The sequence below is a fragment of the Paenibacillus sp. AN1007 genome, from assembly GCF_040702995.1.
Classification (GTDB): Bacteria; Bacillota; Bacilli; order Paenibacillales; family Paenibacillaceae; genus Paenibacillus.
This window is the reverse complement of the sequence record NZ_CP159992.1, coordinates 4,649,727-4,668,042: the sequence shown is the minus strand read 5'-3', so window position 1 is coordinate 4,668,042 and position 18,316 is coordinate 4,649,727. Positions and strand designations below refer to the sequence as shown.

Below are 18,316 nucleotides of genomic sequence, written 5' to 3'. Positions count from 1 at the left end.
AAGAATAGAAGAAAGGCTTATCATGCTTCAACAGATTGAAGTGGATAAGCCTTATTTTTCATATAACGTGGATGAATAAGATTAATTCCTGGATGCTGGAATAAGCGTCTCGGCAATATGCATTAATTCTTCCGGAGGAATGACACCTTCACGAACACCGAGCGTGTAGTGGTATGCGTACTTGGTTTCAGGCTCCTGATACACCCACATTAATTCTGTAACATCCCCCCCGTATGTTCTCGCAATCACGTCCTGTCCGTGTATCTTGATTTTACGGCTGGTGGTATTCAGATTATCGTCATAAGAAGCGATCAGTGGTCCGGTATCCTTGCTGTTCATCACGCTTAGTGAAATCTCATTTTTACCGTTGGTATAAGTGATGGAAGATAGCTGGAATTCATCGGTGAATGCAACCGGCATGAGCGCATAATCTTTCCCGGCAGTTTCAGCCTGAAGGCGCAGCTTGCGGACCAAGGCATCCTTTTTCTCATCCGAAAGCTCATATAGATCCTGCTCATATTCCATATACACGCTGGCTTTCTGGAAAGCATAGGTACGTGAAGCTCCCGAGAGCTCTTGATACAGCGGTATGCCCGGGACATGAACCATCTGGGTTAATTCCTCAAAGCTATCGATCATGAATGGGTTTGACTTGATATCAAACTGATGATGTGGATTATTCGGTACGACATAGATCAGTGCGGCTTGCCCCGGTTCAATCTCATTCACCCAGATTTCATTCATGCGATGAATGCGTTCCTGCTCTTCTGCATCAAGCTCATAGGTATGATCAGCAGACAGCGGTTTTTCCTCGAAAAGCACATCCCCATTGTCGTTAAATAACGACTGATACTTTATTGCCACAATCCCGGTGGATACGGTCAGCAGCAGCCCAACGAGGAGAAACACAGCGACACGATGTTTAACGAAAAAGCGTTCGTTTGGGACAAATTCCTGGTTAATCTCGTGCATGATCCGCTTTTGCAGGGTCTGGTCAAGCGGTTCAACCTTTTGAAATAGTGCTTTCAGGTCTTGTCCGGGATCGTTGTGACTCATTTGGCTTTTCCTCCTCTTGACTGACGTAGTTCTTTCTGAATTTAGCAGCAGCTCGTTGAAATTTCTTTCGAAGGTAGGCGGCATTCTGATTAAGAATAAGGCTGATATCGTTGTAGCTTTTGTCCTCGACACAGCGTAGAATCAGCAGACTTCGTTCTTCTGCGGACAGCGCGGCAAGGGCGTGTAGGACAGCCGGATTATAATATTTGTGATCAATCGCTTGATCGACATGATTGTTCTCCCGGTCATTTTTGTACAGAAAAGGCAGTAATCTCGTGACCTTGCGCTTGCGAAGCATATCAATGGAATGATTATAGGCAATGCGATACAGCCAGGCTTCAAAAGGCCGGTCAGGCTTATAGGTGTGCAGTCCGCGATAGGCTTTCAGGAATACCTCCTGGCTGCAGTCCTCCGCCTCTCCGTAGTCCCCCAGCATGTGATAACAGTAATTGAAAATGAATTTCTCACAGCGGATGACAATCAGGGCATATCTGTCTTTATTCCCCTGCAGCACATCCGTGATGATCTGATGAATTGGTTCTTCCAAGTGATTCCCCCCTCACATATAGTATGACGGAACGAGAGGGGAGAAATGTGACAGGTGGGATAAGGAAAAGTTAAGGAATGATCTCTTTTGTTACAATACTGCTTCTCTTACAGCCGATTTTGATACCAAACTGAAACAACATATAACAGCTAATCAAGATATAATGCATATAAATGGAAAAACACCCCACTAATGGGGTGTCCATGTTACGATATCAAAAGTTGGTTGAATACGATAAACCGAAGGTCGAGATGTTATAGCTTTTTCCATGTACTGTTCCTAAACCACTGCGGATAGCCGTTCTGCGGGCGATGGGATCAGAGCCGTTAACGCCTTTCAATACGGAAAAGAGACGGTCTTTGTCCGGATATCGCGTCGTTTCGCCACTGTTTCTCCATGCTTTTTCAAGAGATTGAATTTCGGCGATAATGGAGCTTTCTCCGGATATACTCCAGGATTGAACGGCATGGTCGAACAAAAAGGCTAGTCCCTGAGTGCTTACAATGCCAAATTTACCAGCAAAACTAACAGCACGTTCAAAATAGCTTTCGGCGTACTTACGCTGAAGTGATTGATTAGCGGATTTGGCTCCCATAGCTTCAAAAAGGGTTTTCCATTCGGATACGACATTACCACCACTTGTTGATATGCTATCACCCCAAGCAATTTGTTGAGATTTTGTTTTATTATTCACGATATCTTTCAAGGTAGCTGCTTTAGAAGTGCCGAATACTGCTTTAAACTCCGTTTCGTTATTCTTGATGTACTCTTTCAGTAGGGGTTGAAGTGTCCCCTGGCCAAAGTTGTACTGAATGATACCAAAGGATAGTCCCTGTCCATCAAAATTACCTGAGACGTTTGAATATCCATTGTTTCCTTCGAAGAATCCAGTGTTTCTTAACAATTTGTCCTTTAAGCTGTCTGTCAGTGCCATGCTTCTTCATCTCCTTATGTTTGGGAATACTCATAAAGTGAATGAAGCAGGCTCAAAAACAACCTGAAGTGAGGAAATACATTATGAGAAAATATGTAACCCTCGTATTAATCCTGCTGATCTTTGGATCAGGAAGTATAGTCTGGTACGAATTACATGATGCTTCGGGCCAGACAATTCATAACGCAGCACTTGGACAGGGGAAGACAGATTTATCTGCTCTGCCTAGTGAAATCGAACTTTACAGTGAGGGTAAGACATTAAAACTGCCTCTTGAGGATATTCCTGAATACAAAAATTATTTACTTCATGAAGAAGATATCCAATCGGAGATTGATCGCACTCAATTCGTAACCTTGGACGTACCTTCCATCGCGGAAAAGATTAATTTGTTGAAGTATAATTGCGGAAATAAAGACTGTTCAACCATTTTGGTGAAATCAGACGGGAAAAAAAATAAAAGTTTGAATTTGCCCGCTGGCATATTTCAAGATTATAAACTTTCTCCTGATCATACAAAGGTATTGATTCGTTACGCATACAGTGAAGGTTCACAAGTCTATAAACAACTTGCTGCAGCAATTGATCTACAATCATTTCAATGGATAGGATCCTCTTCTTCCAAACTCGAAGAGCAGTTTATGCTAACACCAACCTGGCCGATCATTTCGTATTATTGGAAGGATAATAACCATTTCATTATTGAAACTGCGGCATTAGAAACGAATGAATACACTGCTTTAGAAAGATGGTTTTCATCTGAAGATCGAAATACCAAGAAAATAACGATCAAGATCGATGCATCCAAGCGACTGAATAAATATTCTGGAGCAGGGTCACAAAGCTTTGAGTAAAAGCTAAGGTAAATGTATCAAAGACAATGTGGACGTTCTTTAGTAGATGAGATGAGACATCAGCCAAGTGTTGATGTCTTTTTGCTATTCTAATTCAAAAAAACGTTTCTCTTGTTTAAAACAAATGTACGCAATGGAAATAAATGTAGTATAATAAATAAGAACAAATGTTCCTGTTTGGGTTGTTTTTTCTAACACAAACGACGCTTTCTCATATAACAAGAGAAAAAGGAGGGGCACAAGATGAGTACCCTGGAGAAAGCGACGTATGATTATGTGATCGATCGAGTGCAATTAACATTTGAGGATTACCGGAAGAAACACCCCGATTTGTTTCGTGATCCGGTTATCATCAATTTTTTCAAACAGGAGAGTAATCGGCAATTGCTGCTGGGTTTCATCAATGGAGAGTACGACAAGGAAAGAGCACTCAATGAGTCTTTCCGCACGTTTTATTTTCACATTCGTTTTGTAGCCTATGTCACTTCTTTGCTGCAGTTTATGAGCATTGATCAGATGCGGCGTAATCAGCGTTATGCTGCCCGAAATGTACTGATCTATGATAAGCCATCCTCTGATGAGTCGAGTATGTCTATCGGTGAAGCAAGGAGTACTTATCAGACTTCCCTTGATTCTGCCCATTCGAACAGCAGCGTGCTGCCTCTGAAGGAACAATTGACAGATGATCGGTTGGAGTCCGCCTATGAGAAATTAACAGATAAACAAAAGCATGTAACAACGTTATATTATGGGCAAGGTTACCATGATCATGAAATTGCAGCGGAGCTTCAGGTCAGCCAGCAGGCTGTAGCCAAGACAAGGGGTAACGCTTTGAAAAAGATGAGAACGATGTTAGTAGGGGAGGGGTCGTAGATGGAGAGCAGCCTAACTGAAGCTTTTCGAGCTAGACTTAGTCAAGTCGGAAGTCCGGTTATGATGACATTGTATTTATTTATCCGTTTTGAGAAAAAGCTGGACGAGTTGTTCGTTAAGTTGGGCAAGTTAACAGAAGGTTTCAACGTGGTGATTAAAGATGAACAAAGACAGTATTGATTTTTATGAAGCAGTTCGGAAAGCACAGAATGGGGATCAAGAAAGTATGCAGCAGATCATTGATGCATTCGAGCCAATAATTCAGCGGTTGAGATATCAGGTTCGTCCACAAGAACGTGATGATTTGTCTCAGAGCATTGTAGAGGGACTAATGATTAAAATTAAAAACTACAATTTAGACAATGTTCCTACATATGCAGAGTTTTGCAGACAAATAATGGATAATAATAGATAGATATGAAACAAATGGACCGCATTTAACGTCTAAAGCTTAAACCATGCTGTGTAACAAGAAAGGAAGGGTCTTCTATGAAAAAGATAATGATCTTCATCGCTGCATTATGCGTTGTAACGGCAGCCGGGGCTTTGTATGCATCCACATCAGCCGCGAAAGTCAGCGCAGCCGGAGCCTCAGAGTACACGTTAACTGTAAATGGAAGAGCAGTTCAGGTTAATACCGCAGAGCAGATGCCTTTTGAGCATAAAAGCACGGTTATGGTACCTTTGCGAGCGACAGCTGAATCGCTTGGGTATGAGGTGAGCTGGATCGCGGCGGAGAAGGCCGTGCGTGTTGAAGATCGCATACAGTCTGTTTTATTGAAGCAGGGCAGTACACAGGCCAAGTTTACGGGCAAGTTAAAAGTCATCAATTTGAACCAGGATGTAGAGCTGCCTGTACCCGTTCAATCCAGGAAAGGCATAATGTATGTGCCTACTGCCTTCTTTGAACCTTTCTTCAATGAGGTTGTTATAAAAGAAGGGAATATTTCCATATCCGCGCAAATGTCCAGCATTCAATAATGCATGATGCTGCTCCAAGCCAGACCTTTGAAGACGTCCCTGTTTAATGGAGCAGGAGTCTGTCTAGAAGGTTTTTTCTTTTTTAGGGAGTACAAATAAACAACAACAGATTCAAAATGAAACCAATTTATACATCGATATGTATATTACCGGGACTTTCCAACAAAAATATGGAAGCCAATACATCATCCAGATCCATAACAACTATTCTCTTCAAAGTTGGGATCACGTATTTTTTCCAAATAGACACATGTTTCAAAAAACGCTTACAAAATTTCAATTCTGCCCTACCTTTTCGGCCCGGAAGCTGAGATAATGGGGATGGCTAATCCCGAACCGGGATTTTAGACGATATAAGAGATAGCGGTTACAACCCGCTTGCATATGAAATGGGAGGAATAGAGATGACCACACAGGTAACAGAACTCATTCAGTCGAAACAGGGACAGGCTTTGCTTGCGCAAATGTATGGACCACAGCATGCCGAGGAACAGGGCGCACGATACGTGAAACTGGATGCTTCATTCCGTGAGCATTTTGGTGAGCAGGAGCAGGTGCATTTGTTCAGTTCTCCGGGACGCAGCGAGATTGGCGGCAATCATACGGACCATAACCATGGTAAAGTCCTGGCCGGCAGCATTACACTGGATACGATTGCAGTGGCAGCGGCGACAGACGATTCCGTAATTACGTTTTACTCCGAGGGATATGATAAAAAGTACGTTATCGATCTGGCAGATTTAAAACCAAACAACAATGATGACGGTACAACCGGATTGATTCGTGGTATGGCTGCGGGATTTGTAGAGATGGGATATCAGATCGGCGGATTCAAGGCAGATATCTCCAGCAACGTATTTGCTGCTTCCGGTGTAAGTTCTTCTGCTTCCTTCGAAATGCTGATCTGCACGATCCTGAATCACTTCTACAATGATGCCAAGCTGGATGTGGTTACGCTGGCGAAGATTGGACAGTATGCCGAGAATCATTACTGGAACAAACCATCCGGCCTTCTGGATCAGATGGCTTGTGCGTATGGCGGCCTGATCTCGATCGATTTTGCCAATGCGGCTGAACCTGTGATTGAACCTGTGGAATGGAATTTCCAAGAGAACGGATATTCCTTGGTCATCGTGAATACAGGCGGCAACCATGCCGATCTGACAGAAGATTATGCGGCTGTTCCAAACGAGATGAGAGCCGTTGCGAAGGCACTGGGTGCTGAATATGTTCGCGAAATTACAGAGGAGAACATCTATGCGAAGCTGCCTGCGATTCGTGAGGATGCTGGAGACCGGGCGGTACTGCGTGCACTGCACTTCCTGGAAGAAAATAAACGCGTGGACGGACAGGTGTCTGCGCTGCGCGAAGGACGTTTTAATGACTTCTTGTCCTTGATCACTGCATCCGGTAACTCGTCTTGGAAATGGCTGCAGAACGTGTATCAAAGCGGGGCAGTTCGTGAGCAGGAAATTTCTGTGGCACTCGCATTGACGGAGAACTACCTGAGCAATCTTGGCGATGGCGCATGTCGTGTACATGGTGGTGGATTTGCAGGAGTTATTCTGGCCATTGTACCCAATGAAAAAGCAGATGAATATATGAACTGGATGCGCGGTATGCTGGATACTCCAGTTATTGTCGTTAACGTGCGTCAGCACGGTTCAATCTGCTTGAATGCCGTTCTGAAACAGGCATAAAAGTAAATACAGCTAAAGGCGGTTAAGAGGGAATTCCTTCTTGACCGCCTTTTTGCTCATTTTTAATTCATTTGACCCAGAAATACACACAGCTGTTTATTTACTTCTGGAATTCCGGCAGGTCCAGGGTATCATTGGGTGCTGCTGAAAATGCTGTGATGGACTCAACCAGAAAATGTAAAAAACTCTCATCGCCAAATTGGCGGAAATAAGTGATGTACCGTGAATCCGTCGTATAAACCGCTGCAATGCAGCGCAGTATCTCGGCATCACAGGTCATGAAGCGGGAGAGAGCACTTGCCCACTGCTGAACAACCTCTTGTACTTCTTTCGCATCAGGAGGGAAGCTTTGATGTGCTGCCAGCTTTTGAAATACTTTTTCCAGATCTGCACCAAATTGCTGATACGCTTGTTCTTTTTCTACTGCAGAAAGTTTGGCTGTATTGGCTTCATATTCCTGAAACCTCTGTGTTTCTCCATAGATCAGCTTCGCTTCGGATTCATACTGTGTTTGGATGGACTGAATAGGCGAGTCGCTGAACAGCTCCAATTGAGTAATATCTGTCCCATCCACATAATTGTCGAGTTGACGTATGGTGGCTTCAAGCTTTACTTTGCGTTCAACTAGTGCAGCCCGATGTGTCCGCAGCATTTCCCTTTGTTCATCGATGGATCGTTTCAGCGCGGACGCAATATCCTGCAGTGAGAAATTCATTTCTTTGAACAGCAGAATGGTCTGCAGCCTGCCGATGGCTTCCTGATCATATAGCCGATAACCGCTCGCTTCGACTTTACTCGGTTTGAGCAGGTTGGTCTGATCATAATAATGCAGGGTGCGCTTGGTAACTCCCGTAATCTGCATGATTTCTTTAATGGTGAAATATCGTTTCTTCATGCCAAAAGTCCTCGATCTCAGCAAGGATTGCACTTGCCGGTGTAATGGTGGCTTCCGTAATCGGCTGGCCCGTTTTGTTCAGATAATATCGAATCAAGTGATACCCGCAGGCGTATCCAGCCGCATACGGCATGCCCACAGGTGTAAAGTGCTGCAGACTTGCAAGCTCGTCGCCGTAAAGATACGGATGAATCTGATCAAATCCGGTCACATGTAACTGATCTTTGATCTTCGGTTTAATAATGGTGTTTAACATGTTCATATCTGTCTTGGTAACCCATGGCCCAAGCAGCTCCTCCCCGTACAGGAAAGCGGCAAAATTCTCTGCAAGACCTTCGCTGACAATCATCTCTCCAAGCGTAATTGCCTGATTCCACTGGATATGCTGGTATCTCACATTATGATTGCACTCATGAGCAAGCACGGATGGAATGCGAGGTAGAGTATACGCGTTTGGGACGAGAGTCGCAATAATATAACCGGGGATGCCGCCATCTCCGCTAATACGTTCATTCATTGCGAGCATCGGGCTCTCCGGATTGCCTAATAAAATGGTGTATAAATAATTGGACACGTTAAGGGGGATGCCATCCTTCATAAATGCACCCAGACTTGCCTCAACCGCCTCATGACACTGCTTCCAGAATGCCTCGGAAGAGATGGCCGTCAAAGATTCGTTTATGTCAGATGTGATCGCCTCAGGGGCGATATTCATCCAGTTGTTCATGGTGAGCACATCGAATCCGCCAGGTTCCTGAGCGTGGAAAGGGATGTGCTGTGTATTCCATTTTCCCATAAAAGGACGAAGCATCTCCTGACGGTACAATTCCACTTTTTCCGCCGGTTCAGCTCGTATGATGCTGCGGTAGACCTGATTTGAACGTAACGCCGTTATTTTTATAGACATTTAATCTGCTCCTTTGTACTTGATTAAGCACATTATCCGGGATAACGTTACGTGACAGTCAAGGATGTCTGCGTAATAAAAATCCGAAACCGCTGTGGGTTCCGGATGGGTTGGTTTTATCTGAGGGGTTACAGGGCGAACCTCATACTTATATCGATGGATGCTGTTTTTCAGGCACATTGCGCATTTTGGATGCAAACAGGAAGCAGGCCGCGATGTAAACGGCACTGAGCAGCAGATAGGGCAGCTGCAGAGAGAAGAGACGATCAAAAAATGTTTCGCTCATCCGAACGAGTAATCCACCCAGCAAGGTGCCGATGGCACTGATGCCAAAGGACAGAAATCGAAACACGCTGCCTACACGCCCAAGCAGTTCATTAGGGACGGAGCGCTGCAGGATGGATGAACGGGTCACGTTGTAAACAACGATGAAAAAGGCCGCACAGAAGTATAGACCGCCGACAATGTAAGCATTGGAGGTTAGACCCACTGCTCCATACATCAGCCCCATCGACAGAATGGATAACAGAATGAGCTGCTTGGAACTCCAGCGTTTCCGCATGTAAGCCACAGCCTGACTGCCGAGTATGCTGCCGATCGTTGCAATCGAGATCAGGATGCCGAAGGCATAAGCTTCAAGTTTCAGCACCTCGCGTACAAAGAAAATCTGAGTCACCAGAATCATCGAAAACATCAGTGTAATCGTAACCGACAAAATGGCCAGACCCCGTAGAAAACGGTCTTGAAACACATATTGGATGCCCGACCACATCTCACGTCTCCAGTTTTTCATTGGACGAGCTTGGTGCTCTGACTCATCTTCGGTTGTTTGCTTAGAAGCTTCCGCTGCTTTTTCCTGAGCCTGGGAAGCTTTCGAGTTCGCAGGCCGGAAGCTGCCGCGTATACCCATTAATAAGAGCAGGGAGATGACAGCCGTTACCGTGTCGATGGCAAAAGGATAGACGATATGCATCGTAATAATAAATCCTCCGAGGGCTACGCCCAATATATCGCTGGTGATCAGCTGTCCTGCTGTGAATTGGCCATTGGCCTTTTCCAGCTTTTTCTCTTCCACCATCTGAGGAATAATGGTCTGTACCGTGCTGTCAAAGACAACCCGGCTCAGACCGATACCGAACATAAATAAGGCAAGCAGCGGTATGCTGATCCAGCCTCCCCAGATACATATCGTTAACATCAATAAAAACATCATGCGGGTAAAACTGGCTCCAACCAGCATATGTTTGCGTGAATACCGGTCAATAAGCACTCCTACCGGAAGGCTGAAAATGAGCCAGGGCAGCCGTAAAGCGGTCATCGTAAGGGATGCATATAACGTATCTGCTGTAAGAGTAGAGACAAGCCAAGGTACAGCGGCCAGAGTTAATCCATCTCCTAGAAAAGTAAGAGAAAATGCGCCGAACAGCTTGGCGTAATTATGTTTCGCAGCGTTGGATTCAATCTTCATTACTTCCTCCGTTTCGTAGATGCAGGTCGATTTCTTTTTATGAGGCAGGATAGGGCTGTGAATTTGCTATAATACCAATGTATGTTATTGTAAAATGGATTTCAATCCTGATTTTGTAAGCCTAATCGATATATGATCTCCATTTTCTTAAGATCAAACTTTTTGCATTTTGCCGTGTTATATTTAATTGAGGTATTAGCCACGATAAGGAATTAAGCATTCTAATTATGAGGAGGATTGACATGAGCACGCCGCATGTAAAGATCCGTCAGGAAGAGGCTCGTTTATATAAGGAACTGCGCGGTATTTTAGAGGACGTACCCGAAGGGAAAGAGCGGGAGCGGGTGATGAGCCGTATGATCCGTCAGTTGAAGTTTGCCAAGTGGTGTAGAGAGTGTTTGAACCCGATCAGGAACTCATGGAGCAGTGCTAAACCGGGGAAACTCTGGATATGGATCGCCACTGGAGCACTTGCGCCTGTTGTATTTTTCTGTGCATTTATCTGGGTATCCCTTTGGGTGGAGTAAGGCAAGGTGAGAGCAAAAGCGATCAGGGCAACATATCCTTCATCATCCTATATTTGTAATAATATTCCTTTATCATTCATGTTGTTATCTAGGCATAAGAAATAAAAAAAAGTTAGAACCGGCAGATGTAAATCTCCGAGTCTAACTGTTTGTTTTGGCCATGAGAGGGGTACAAGCCCGGCTTTACTTTTTATTGATCTTGACTCATGATCTTGACGGCTTGACCTTCTACATATTCATGGTAGTCGCGAAAACTGTTGATATGCTGAAGAGCGTCCGTCTTCGCGGATTGAATTTTGATTTTTCCCGTCTTTATCGTGCTTTTCATCTGGGTAAGAGCGTTTTTGGAGCCTTCGATATCTCCTGACATATCTTGAATACGCTGAAGCAGCGTAGGGTGGCCTTCATATTGAAGCATCTCGGCGAGAGGTCTCATCTCTTCAAGTTTTTGGCTTGAACGTTCCAGTGTCGTCATGACCTGGTCTCCATCGGTACTTGCGCTCAGGGAAACCATGCGATGAATGTGATCTTTCTCCATGCGTTCGAGAGCTTCAAGATGAGAGGCTTCCAGACGTTTGGGGTCTCCCCAGCTTTGGGCCTGTTCCGTCTGGCGAGACTCACTCACTGCCGAATGGTTTGTATTATTGTTACCATTGCCGCATCCCCATATTAAGGAGGTGCAAGCGAGGATGGTACCAATGACTGCTGTGCGTTTTAAATTCATGCAGTCCACTCCTTCCGTATTTTCCTGAAGGTAGTATGAGCTAATACTTCCCAAAACATGCCTATCTCAGGCAGCTTTCTAAACAACTTTTTATATAATTAATAAAATGATTGGAAAAGGGAGGAAACATGACGATTTATAAAAATCCATACTGGCGCTGGGCGATTATACTTATGTATCCTGCGATCATTTTCATGTTCCAAACCTGGGGACCTATTTTGGATTCATGGATTTTTCCTGTATTTTTTGCCGCCTTGTTTTGTTTCTTGTGGAGTGATGTGAAAGACATGCTGGCTTCAACAACAATGACGTGGGTCGCCGCCATTCCGGCGTGGTGGTACTTTATCGAACGTCCCAAACCTTCCTTCGGCGCAGAAAATTTTATCGCCCATCTGTGGTTGATCGTGCTGATGTATATCATCTTTGTGTGTATCCCGCAACTGCTGATTCTCATTACACGAATAAGAGTAATGCATTATTATGGGAAGTGAGCTGGAGAAAAGAAGCACAGTTGTTTTATAAAAAAAATTACTATGACGAATTGGGAGCTATGATTTTGCCTGATGAATCCATAAACAGAAGTAAAGAGAGAAGTTTTATATACATTATGATGTTCACGCTGATCTACGGATTAACCTTACTAATGTGGCCATTCATCGCATTTGCCATGGGAATGTCCCTTGCTGCACCGACCCCTCCAGAGTTTGAAGTCGCAGGTCGTTTGATGGGGGAACTTCTCATGTCGTATCCCATCGCTGTTATTGCAGCCTTGCTATCAGGCTGGTACTCTTATTATATCAAGAGGTATATCTTTCCTTACTGGATCATGCAGCTGCCCTTGTTATGGATCCTTGCCTGGATCGCGGTTGATTACCTGGGAACGGATATTTCAAAAGTACCTTTTTTACAATAAATCATTTGGCAGGCAGCGTAGTCTATTCCTCTCTGAACCAGGAGAGACGGGAGGGGACAGATGAAGATAATTAAACGGATTAATAAACGCTATCTTATCTTTTTATTATGGAATATATTTATGGTCTTCGCAGTCCATGGAATGACGATTCAGCATGAGGCGGGTAAAGGGGTATCCGGTAATGGTAATCTGGGCATTCTGGCTTTGGTTCCGGCGCTGATTACCTTTCTGATTTTATGTTACTGGACTGCATATCTGACCAAATGGTGGATGTGTGATCAACGTGAGTACTGGGGGAGATGGGGCAATGCAGTGATCTGTACTGCAGCCTTGGCATTATGTGTGCTGTCCGTCTTCTGGGAGATCCATTTTTTTGAGGACTTGCGTGTGCAGCTTAACGGTTATACACATGATCCGGAATCAGCGGTATACCGCTTTGGCTGGCTGAATCAATATACTAATACACTGTACTATAACTTTCCCATTTTGCTGTTTGGCGTATCGTTTTCTGTAATCGTAGGCTGGGTGCTGGAACAGGTGCAGCATTCACGCTCTAAGTCGTGATGGTGAAATATATTATTCACTAGGGCGTGTCTGAAAATGCTGAAGAAAGCAGATTTTGCCAAATTTTCGTTCCAGGCAAGGAAGTTTCCCGCAGGCGTGCCGGGGCACGTCAAGGGGAAGTGACGCAGCAGGGGGCGGAAAGAGGGTAAAAGATGCACTTCAGTAGGTTTCAAGACACGCCCTAGTCTGCATTGACAGATATTGCGGCTGAATAGCCCTTCTGCTGCACATGTCTCGTCATCAGCAGGAGGGCTTCTCTAGTTACACTTTCCTTTTGTATTTCCCTGTATAAGGGACCGTGAGGTGAATGTTTAACGTTTCAATCGAATCCTCCGTGAGAATCAAATTCTCCCCGTTACCGGATAACTTATGCCACAGCTTGGGGTTTTTGCGATACAGTTTTTCCTGCAGTCCATATACATCCACTCCCTGTTTCAAGCCATTCCGATAGGTTTCCATGATCTGTTCCTTAAGTGCCGCTTCACTTACCCGGGTCATCTCGTCGTATGTCATGGGGATGAGATATTCATACAGCGCGGTCAGATATTTGGCATCGATTCGAAAGGTGACCTGTTCCCCGCGAATAATGGGTTCAATCTTGATCGTAGGCAGGCCAACGCTGAGTGCTCCATAGATCACATCACCTTTCTGGATCAGCAGCGGAGCTCGGCGCATTCCTTTGATCAGCCAGTGATATCCGGGCAGTTCGCTTCGCGGCAGAAACCGAAATCGTTCTCCCATCCTCTCGAAATAGGCGCCTTCAATAATAAACAATTCATGCTCCTTCTTGTTCTGCAGCCAAAGCTCCTTGTTCAAAGCAATGGCAGGCAAGTATGTTGTCGTTGCCGGATCATTATGCTTGGCAATCAGTTCGAAGCTGAGTACAGGGGCAAATAACGAATTCTCCAAATAGCTGGGCATCGGATTATGCAGGATACTGTCCAGTGGAGACATGTTATAGATTGATGCGGTGCTCAAAATATCCAGCAAAGGCTCCCGTGTACCGTATACCCAGGTTGTGTACCGCGCTTCTGGAAATCGCCCGAGCATATCGAATACATCCTTAATGTGCCGATTGTTCAGCACACTTTCTGCCATTACAATCGCTGTAACATGTCCCCAGGCGATGTGAAGCTGGGAAGCCCGCCATAATTCGTTCATGGCGAGACTCATCGTTTTTCCCTGTGCGTGTCCAACCCAGATTGGAGGAGATTCAGCCGTTTTACTAGAATTGTCGCTTTTGGCGATACTCGAAAAGTCAAGAGTCTGTACATAGACGTGGTACATCCCGTCTTTAAATTCAATACCGATTGCTTTCGCATAGTCTACCTGCTGAATCTCGTATGCGCTCCAGCATCCCGTGCTCATGAGACAGAGTGACAGACTCAATATACCCAGCAGACAGCGGCGCAGCATGCGGCTCATCGGCCTTTGCCGTCCTTGCGCGGTTTCTGCGTTTCAAGGTAGACGGGTCTGCGTTTCCTGATGCCTGTCGGGACTTTGAACAGGGAGGTAATGGCTTGTCTGATATTGAGCGGTGTTACGGGAGTCAGATATGGGATGCCGAACGATTTGAGATCAGTCAGGTAGATTAAAAACAGGATCATCGACAAGATGAATCCGTAGATCCCAAGTGATGCCCCCAAGATAAAGCATAGAAAGCGCAAAATGAGAATAGAGCTGGTCATGACTTGATTGACAATAGTCGCACCGGCCACAACTGTGACCGCAATGACCACAATCATAAGCGGAGAAACCATACCGGCCCGGATGGAAGCATCTCCAATGATCAGGCCGCCAACCACGGTCAGCGTCTGTCCGATTGCACTGGGCAGGCGCACGCCTGCCTCCCGGAACAGCTCCATCAGCAGCATGATGAGAAACATCTCGATGCCAGATTCCATGGGCAGTCCCATACGACCGACGGATATCGTAGCGACAAGCGGAAACGGAATTTGATCCATATGAAAAGAAGTCAGGGCGATATAGAAACCGGGCAAAAATATCGTCACGAACAAACCGATGAACCGAAGCATCCGTCCCATATTTACTGGGAGAAAAGGAAAGTTGGCATCCTCTGGTGATTTGAGCAGCAAAAACAGATTCACGGGTCCGATCACTACGCTGGGATTACCGTCCACGATCAGAACAAAGCGGCCATTCAGCAGGCATTCCGCTGCGAAATCCGGTCTCCCGGTGTAATGAGTAAGTGGAAACAGGGTGATTTTGGCGGGCGACAGCAGCTCCTCCAGTTCATTTGCTGTCATGAGTCGTTCGGTCTGAATTGCGCTGAGACGGTGTTTTACATCCTTGATTAATTCCGGGTTGGCGATGTTCTTCATGTACATCAAAGCGACTTTGGTTGCTGACCGCGATCCGATAAGTTCGATGCTGCAGGCAAGTTCGGCGGTACGCAGTCTGCTCCGAATCAAAGCGACATTCACTGCAAGAGGTTCAATAAAACCATCCCTCGCTCCGCGGATTGACACTTCTGTGGTAGATTCTTCCGGTGTTCGTGCAGGCATGTTGGAAATATCAATGCTCCACATAACCTGCAGGGAAGGAAGACACAGAAGCAGGTGTCCTTCAAAAACACGAAGGGATACAAGTTCCGTTCCGTACTGCGGATCGTGAAGGTCAACGATGTTCCACTGCAGATTAATATTTTTTTCAATGTCAGATACGCGAATGAAACGTGTGATTTCGTAAGTGCGTTTCATCTCAGGCAGGATGATGTCATGAATAATCTGAGTATCGACCATGCCGCTGCAGTAAGCGACAACCAGTTTCATCTGACCGTCACCCAGCCAGTGGTTGTCGATGATGACGTCATCGGACCCTGCAAAATAGGTCGTCAAATAATGCTGATCGATACGGAACGGTTCAGTCTCCGGACGGATTGGTGTTGTTCGCGGCGGCTGTGCCATGAGCAGGGGCCTCCTTGTCCTTTTTATGAATCAGAGCGGCTAGTGTCAAAATAATGGTGATTGCTGCCACGTAGTAGAGCATGGCTGGAAATTGGATGTGATCGACATAATAATCGACATAATCAATCCGCCACCACTGGATGGCCAGGGCACACATAATCAGTGTGAGACAGAGAATGGCAGTATAGCGTTTTTTGGGTCTGCGGATATCCAGCAGATCAACAATCAGATATATAGAGATGGCAACACGGGCAAATGAGCCGCTGAGCCACTGGTAAATCGAAAGAAAATCAACGTGCTGAAAGAGCTTGCCGATATTGACGAGCTTCCACTGTTCATAGGGACTATTTCGCTGTTTTGCAGCTTCATCCGGTCCGAATTCGACAATAGCTCCCATTGTAGGCCCCATGGCCATACTGATCATAAAGAGGCCAAGCAGCAGCACATGCCACCAGCGCAGCTTGCCTTTGATATCATGTTGAAAGAGCATCAGCACCCAGATCTCCATGAGTCCCGCTAGGGAGTAAACCATACCTCGTATAACAGGAGTCCAGCCGTGTTCCATGATGGGGAAAAGCTCGCTGTAGTCCTTGTATTTCATATTGGCAGACATGACAAAGTAACCAAGCAGAATCACCAAAGGCAGCAGGATGCTGGAAGTCATCGCAATCGAGCGGATGCCTTTGGCTGCGGACCATGCAGCAACCAAAGCGCCTCCACCAGCCAGCACATAGGTTGGGGTAAAGGGCAGGTAAGTGGATACCGTCCAGTTCGTGGTTTCATATAAGGTGTGTGTGCCTAGCGAGAACAATAATAAGGCCGCAGTAATGCGAAAGATCCACGAAGGCACCAAGCCAAACTCACGGGCAATCCAATCGGTCAACCGCTGTCCACGGATCCGCCGGATAATGATGTACATCATACCCAGGAACAGCAGGAACAGTGGTGCAGCTGCGAGAACAGAGAGCCATCCATCCCTTCCGGCCGCATCCAGAATTGCCGGGACCGACAAGACATGGCAGACAAGTCCGGCACTGAGCAAAATGATGGAGATGGATAACCAGATGGTAATCTGTCCTTTATCCTGACTCATGTCAATCCCCTTCCGTTTCAAACTGTTTGCGTTAGGTTGTACAGTCTATGAGATAATGATTCGTTTTTCAATTTTTTTCACAGAAAAAGCAGCCCGAGATGGACGTAGTGGAAAGAAAGCTATAACATATACGGTATAAGAGCCAGACTCGGGCTTAGCTCATCTTGCTGGATACTCATTGTTTTACGATTGGTTTAGCTTATGCTGGATACTAACTGAACTGCAGACAAGCATCTGCAGCATTTGGACTACTCAAGGAACAGGGAGGAAACTTGCGATGACACAATCAACAAAATCACCTCAAGAGATTAAAGTAGGGTTTATCGGAACAGGCGTTATGGGCAAAAGTATGGCGGGTCATATTCAGCGTGCGGGATATCCGCTCCATGTATACACGCGTACTGCCGCCAAGGCCGAAGCCCTGGTCAATGAGGGAGCTGTCTGGCATGAAACGCCTGCCGCACTGGCTGCAGCGTGTGATGTCGTCATTACGATGGTAGGTTATCCGAAAGATGTGGAAGAGATATACCTCGGAGAAGGAGGGCTGATTGCCCATGCCAGACCGGGTTCATATCTGATTGATATGACCACATCCAGCCCGCTGCTGGCTGCACGTATTGCCGAAGCCGCGAACGCCAAAGGGCTGCATGCACTGGACGCGCCTGTATCCGGCGGTGATATCGGCGCACGGGACGGCAGGCTGTCCATTATGGTGGGTGGTGACGCAGAAGCTTTTGAAGCAGTTCGTCCGCTCTTTGAGCAGATGGGCACCAATATTGTGCTGCAGGGCAAGGCGGGCGCCGGACAGCACACCAAGATGTGCAACCAGATTGCGATCGCCTCTGGCATGCTCGGCGTATGCGAAGCACTCGCCTATGCCAAGACGTCGGGACTGGACGCGGAGAATGTGCTGAAAAGTATTGCGACGGGCGCGGCCGGAAGCTGGTCCCTCAGCAACCTCGGTCCGCGTATGATCGCAGGCGACTATGAGCCTGGATTCTATGTGAAACATTTTATCAAAGACATGGGGATTGCACTGGAGTCTGCTCAAGCGATGGGCATGAAAACACCGGGACTGGCTCTGGCGGAATCGCTCTATCAGGAAATATCGAAGAACGGCTTGGATGAGAAAGGTACACAAGTGCTGTACACGTATTATCTCCAGGCCTAGAAGCCAACATGTGAAGACGGCAGCGGACTCTTTTGCTTAGGGAAAAGGGAATGCTGCCTTTTTTTTATATTTTGAACATATACCTGTGTCTAAAGTCACAGATTTGGGTATATTATATCGTGCACTTTTAAGTAAAAAATGAATTTAGGGAAAACATCTTTACTTTCGTTCGACTTAATCCG

Annotated in this window: 21 protein-coding genes; 11 read left to right on the top strand and 10 right to left on the bottom strand. The window is 45.9% G+C overall.

Annotated elements, in window-relative coordinates; genetic code table 11:
- Positions 1-81: 81 nt before the first annotated feature.
- From ABXS70_RS21080 to ABXS70_RS21070, 3 genes are all read right to left on the bottom strand, one after another.
- Positions 82-1,056 carry a DUF4367 domain-containing protein gene (locus tag ABXS70_RS21080; protein ID WP_366290576.1) on the bottom strand — a complete coding sequence of 325 codons (975 nt, stop codon included), beginning with the start codon at positions 1,054-1,056 and terminating at the stop codon, positions 82-84.
- On the bottom strand, positions 1,004-1,603 hold the full coding sequence (locus ABXS70_RS21075) for a sigma-70 family RNA polymerase sigma factor (RefSeq protein WP_366290573.1): 600 nt from the start codon (positions 1,601-1,603) through the stop codon (positions 1,004-1,006). The genes ABXS70_RS21080 and ABXS70_RS21075 overlap by 53 nt, the downstream gene beginning before the upstream one ends.
- 214 nt (positions 1,604-1,817) lie before the next feature.
- A complete protein-coding gene (locus tag ABXS70_RS21070) occupies positions 1,818-2,537 on the bottom strand; it encodes a hypothetical protein (protein WP_366290570.1) in 720 nt (239 codons plus the stop codon).
- Between the two features lie 83 nt (positions 2,538-2,620).
- Between ABXS70_RS21070 and ABXS70_RS21065 the strand changes: the two genes are divergently transcribed.
- The 6 genes from ABXS70_RS21065 (at position 2,621) to ABXS70_RS21040 (ending at position 6,945) form a co-directional block, all read left to right on the top strand.
- Entirely contained in the window at positions 2,621-3,391 is a 771-nt protein-coding gene (locus tag ABXS70_RS21065) for a hypothetical protein (protein WP_366290567.1), read from the top strand.
- Between the two features lie 243 nt (positions 3,392-3,634).
- Complete coding sequence (locus ABXS70_RS21060; protein ID WP_366290564.1) at positions 3,635-4,264, top strand: sigma-70 family RNA polymerase sigma factor; 630 nt, start codon at positions 3,635-3,637, stop codon at positions 4,262-4,264.
- Entirely contained in the window at positions 4,265-4,444 is a 180-nt protein-coding gene (locus ABXS70_RS21055; protein ID WP_342554425.1) for a YvrJ family protein, read from the top strand.
- Positions 4,425-4,679 (top strand): helix-turn-helix domain-containing protein, encoded by a 255-nt coding sequence (locus tag ABXS70_RS21050; protein WP_342554426.1) that lies wholly within the window; start codon positions 4,425-4,427, stop codon positions 4,677-4,679. The genes ABXS70_RS21055 and ABXS70_RS21050 overlap by 20 nt, the downstream gene beginning before the upstream one ends.
- 74 nt (positions 4,680-4,753) lie before the next feature.
- The gene (locus ABXS70_RS21045; RefSeq protein WP_366290559.1) at positions 4,754-5,245 is read left to right on the top strand and encodes a copper amine oxidase N-terminal domain-containing protein; all 492 of its coding nucleotides are present in this window, start codon (positions 4,754-4,756) and stop codon (positions 5,243-5,245) included.
- 404 nt (positions 5,246-5,649) lie between these two features.
- Complete coding sequence (locus tag ABXS70_RS21040; RefSeq protein WP_342554428.1) at positions 5,650-6,945, top strand: galactokinase family protein; 1,296 nt, start codon at positions 5,650-5,652, stop codon at positions 6,943-6,945.
- Positions 6,946-7,045: 100 nt separating this feature from the next.
- Here the strand turns inward: ABXS70_RS21040 and ABXS70_RS21035 are convergent, their stop codons facing one another.
- From ABXS70_RS21035 to ABXS70_RS21025, 3 genes are all read right to left on the bottom strand, one after another.
- Positions 7,046-7,840, bottom strand: a complete 795-nt coding sequence (locus ABXS70_RS21035; RefSeq protein WP_342554429.1) for a MerR family transcriptional regulator — start codon at positions 7,838-7,840, stop codon at positions 7,046-7,048.
- On the bottom strand, positions 7,815-8,741 hold the full coding sequence (locus tag ABXS70_RS21030) for a DUF2268 domain-containing protein (RefSeq protein WP_342556237.1): 927 nt from the start codon (positions 8,739-8,741) through the stop codon (positions 7,815-7,817). The genes ABXS70_RS21035 and ABXS70_RS21030 overlap by 26 nt, the downstream gene beginning before the upstream one ends.
- A 154-nt stretch (positions 8,742-8,895) precedes the next feature.
- Entirely contained in the window at positions 8,896-10,215 is a 1,320-nt protein-coding gene (locus ABXS70_RS21025) for an MFS transporter (protein ID WP_342554430.1), read from the bottom strand.
- A gap of 242 nt (positions 10,216-10,457) precedes the next feature.
- Here ABXS70_RS21025 and ABXS70_RS21020 point away from each other — a divergent pair, with 242 nt between their 5' ends.
- Positions 10,458-10,742, top strand: a complete 285-nt coding sequence (locus ABXS70_RS21020) for a hypothetical protein (RefSeq protein ID WP_342554431.1) — start codon at positions 10,458-10,460, stop codon at positions 10,740-10,742.
- Positions 10,743-10,932: 190 nt separating this feature from the next.
- On the opposite strand, the gene ABXS70_RS21015 is transcribed toward ABXS70_RS21020, so the two are convergent.
- Positions 10,933-11,466, bottom strand: coding sequence for a hypothetical protein (locus ABXS70_RS21015; RefSeq protein WP_342554432.1), 534 nt, complete (start codon positions 11,464-11,466; stop codon positions 10,933-10,935).
- 128 nt (positions 11,467-11,594) lie between these two features.
- Here ABXS70_RS21015 and ABXS70_RS21010 point away from each other — a divergent pair, with 128 nt between their 5' ends.
- From ABXS70_RS21010 to ABXS70_RS21000, 3 genes are read left to right on the top strand one after another with little or no spacing between them, the layout of a single operon-like run.
- A complete protein-coding gene (locus ABXS70_RS21010; protein WP_342554433.1) occupies positions 11,595-11,957 on the top strand; it encodes a hypothetical protein in 363 nt (120 codons plus the stop codon).
- Positions 11,958-11,977: 20 nt separating this feature from the next.
- A complete protein-coding gene (locus tag ABXS70_RS21005) occupies positions 11,978-12,379 on the top strand; it encodes a hypothetical protein (RefSeq protein WP_366290553.1) in 402 nt (133 codons plus the stop codon).
- A gap of 60 nt (positions 12,380-12,439) precedes the next feature.
- The gene (locus tag ABXS70_RS21000) at positions 12,440-12,943 is read left to right on the top strand and encodes a hypothetical protein (RefSeq protein WP_342554435.1); all 504 of its coding nucleotides are present in this window, start codon (positions 12,440-12,442) and stop codon (positions 12,941-12,943) included.
- A 261-nt stretch (positions 12,944-13,204) separates the two neighbouring features.
- On the opposite strand, the gene ABXS70_RS20995 is transcribed toward ABXS70_RS21000, so the two are convergent.
- From ABXS70_RS20995 to ABXS70_RS20985, 3 genes are read right to left on the bottom strand one after another with little or no spacing between them, the layout of a single operon-like run.
- Positions 13,205-14,368, bottom strand: coding sequence for a Ger(x)C family spore germination C-terminal domain-containing protein (locus tag ABXS70_RS20995; protein ID WP_342554436.1), 1,164 nt, complete (start codon positions 14,366-14,368; stop codon positions 13,205-13,207).
- Positions 14,365-15,870, bottom strand: coding sequence for a spore germination protein (locus tag ABXS70_RS20990; protein WP_342554437.1), 1,506 nt, complete (start codon positions 15,868-15,870; stop codon positions 14,365-14,367). Before ABXS70_RS20990 ends, ABXS70_RS20995 begins: the two co-directional genes overlap by 4 nt.
- Positions 15,827-16,963 carry an endospore germination permease gene (locus ABXS70_RS20985; RefSeq protein ID WP_366290548.1) on the bottom strand — a complete coding sequence of 379 codons (1,137 nt, stop codon included), beginning with the start codon at positions 16,961-16,963 and terminating at the stop codon, positions 15,827-15,829. Before ABXS70_RS20985 ends, ABXS70_RS20990 begins: the two co-directional genes overlap by 44 nt.
- A 277-nt stretch (positions 16,964-17,240) precedes the next feature.
- Here ABXS70_RS20985 and ABXS70_RS20980 point away from each other — a divergent pair, with 277 nt between their 5' ends.
- On the top strand, positions 17,241-18,134 hold the full coding sequence (locus ABXS70_RS20980) for an NAD(P)-dependent oxidoreductase (protein WP_366290545.1): 894 nt from the start codon (positions 17,241-17,243) through the stop codon (positions 18,132-18,134).
- Positions 18,135-18,316 lie beyond the last annotated feature (182 nt).

What these genes read in the sequence shown, in the direction of transcription:
- ABXS70_RS21045 (WP_366290559.1), top strand. Translation starts at nt 4,754, where the DNA reads ATGAAAAAGATAATGATCTTCATCGCTGCATTATGCGTTGTAACGGCA.
- ABXS70_RS21065 (WP_366290567.1), top strand. Translation starts at nt 2,621, where the DNA reads ATGAGAAAATATGTAACCCTCGTATTAATCCTGCTGATCTTTGGATCA.
- ABXS70_RS21055 (WP_342554425.1), top strand. Translation starts at nt 4,265, where the DNA reads ATGGAGAGCAGCCTAACTGAAGCTTTTCGAGCTAGACTTAGTCAAGTC.
- ABXS70_RS20990 (WP_342554437.1), bottom strand. Translation starts at nt 15,870, where the DNA reads ATGGCACAGCCGCCGCGAACAACACCAATCCGTCCGGAGACTGAACCG.
- ABXS70_RS21035 (WP_342554429.1), bottom strand. Translation starts at nt 7,840, where the DNA reads ATGAAGAAACGATATTTCACCATTAAAGAAATCATGCAGATTACGGGA.
- ABXS70_RS21070 (WP_366290570.1), bottom strand. Translation starts at nt 2,537, where the DNA reads ATGGCACTGACAGACAGCTTAAAGGACAAATTGTTAAGAAACACTGGA.
- ABXS70_RS21025 (WP_342554430.1), bottom strand. Translation starts at nt 10,215, where the DNA reads ATGAAGATTGAATCCAACGCTGCGAAACATAATTACGCCAAGCTGTTC.
- ABXS70_RS21020 (WP_342554431.1), top strand. Translation starts at nt 10,458, where the DNA reads ATGAGCACGCCGCATGTAAAGATCCGTCAGGAAGAGGCTCGTTTATAT.
- ABXS70_RS20995 (WP_342554436.1), bottom strand. Translation starts at nt 14,368, where the DNA reads ATGAGCCGCATGCTGCGCCGCTGTCTGCTGGGTATATTGAGTCTGTCA.
- ABXS70_RS21015 (WP_342554432.1), bottom strand. Translation starts at nt 11,466, where the DNA reads ATGAATTTAAAACGCACAGCAGTCATTGGTACCATCCTCGCTTGCACC.
- ABXS70_RS20980 (WP_366290545.1), top strand. Translation starts at nt 17,241, where the DNA reads ATGACACAATCAACAAAATCACCTCAAGAGATTAAAGTAGGGTTTATC.
- ABXS70_RS21000 (WP_342554435.1), top strand. Translation starts at nt 12,440, where the DNA reads ATGAAGATAATTAAACGGATTAATAAACGCTATCTTATCTTTTTATTA.
- ABXS70_RS21060 (WP_366290564.1), top strand. Translation starts at nt 3,635, where the DNA reads ATGAGTACCCTGGAGAAAGCGACGTATGATTATGTGATCGATCGAGTG.
- ABXS70_RS21050 (WP_342554426.1), top strand. Translation starts at nt 4,425, where the DNA reads ATGAACAAAGACAGTATTGATTTTTATGAAGCAGTTCGGAAAGCACAG.
- ABXS70_RS21010 (WP_342554433.1), top strand. Translation starts at nt 11,595, where the DNA reads ATGACGATTTATAAAAATCCATACTGGCGCTGGGCGATTATACTTATG.
- ABXS70_RS21080 (WP_366290576.1), bottom strand. Translation starts at nt 1,056, where the DNA reads ATGAGTCACAACGATCCCGGACAAGACCTGAAAGCACTATTTCAAAAG.
- ABXS70_RS21040 (WP_342554428.1), top strand. Translation starts at nt 5,650, where the DNA reads ATGACCACACAGGTAACAGAACTCATTCAGTCGAAACAGGGACAGGCT.
- ABXS70_RS20985 (WP_366290548.1), bottom strand. Translation starts at nt 16,963, where the DNA reads ATGAGTCAGGATAAAGGACAGATTACCATCTGGTTATCCATCTCCATC.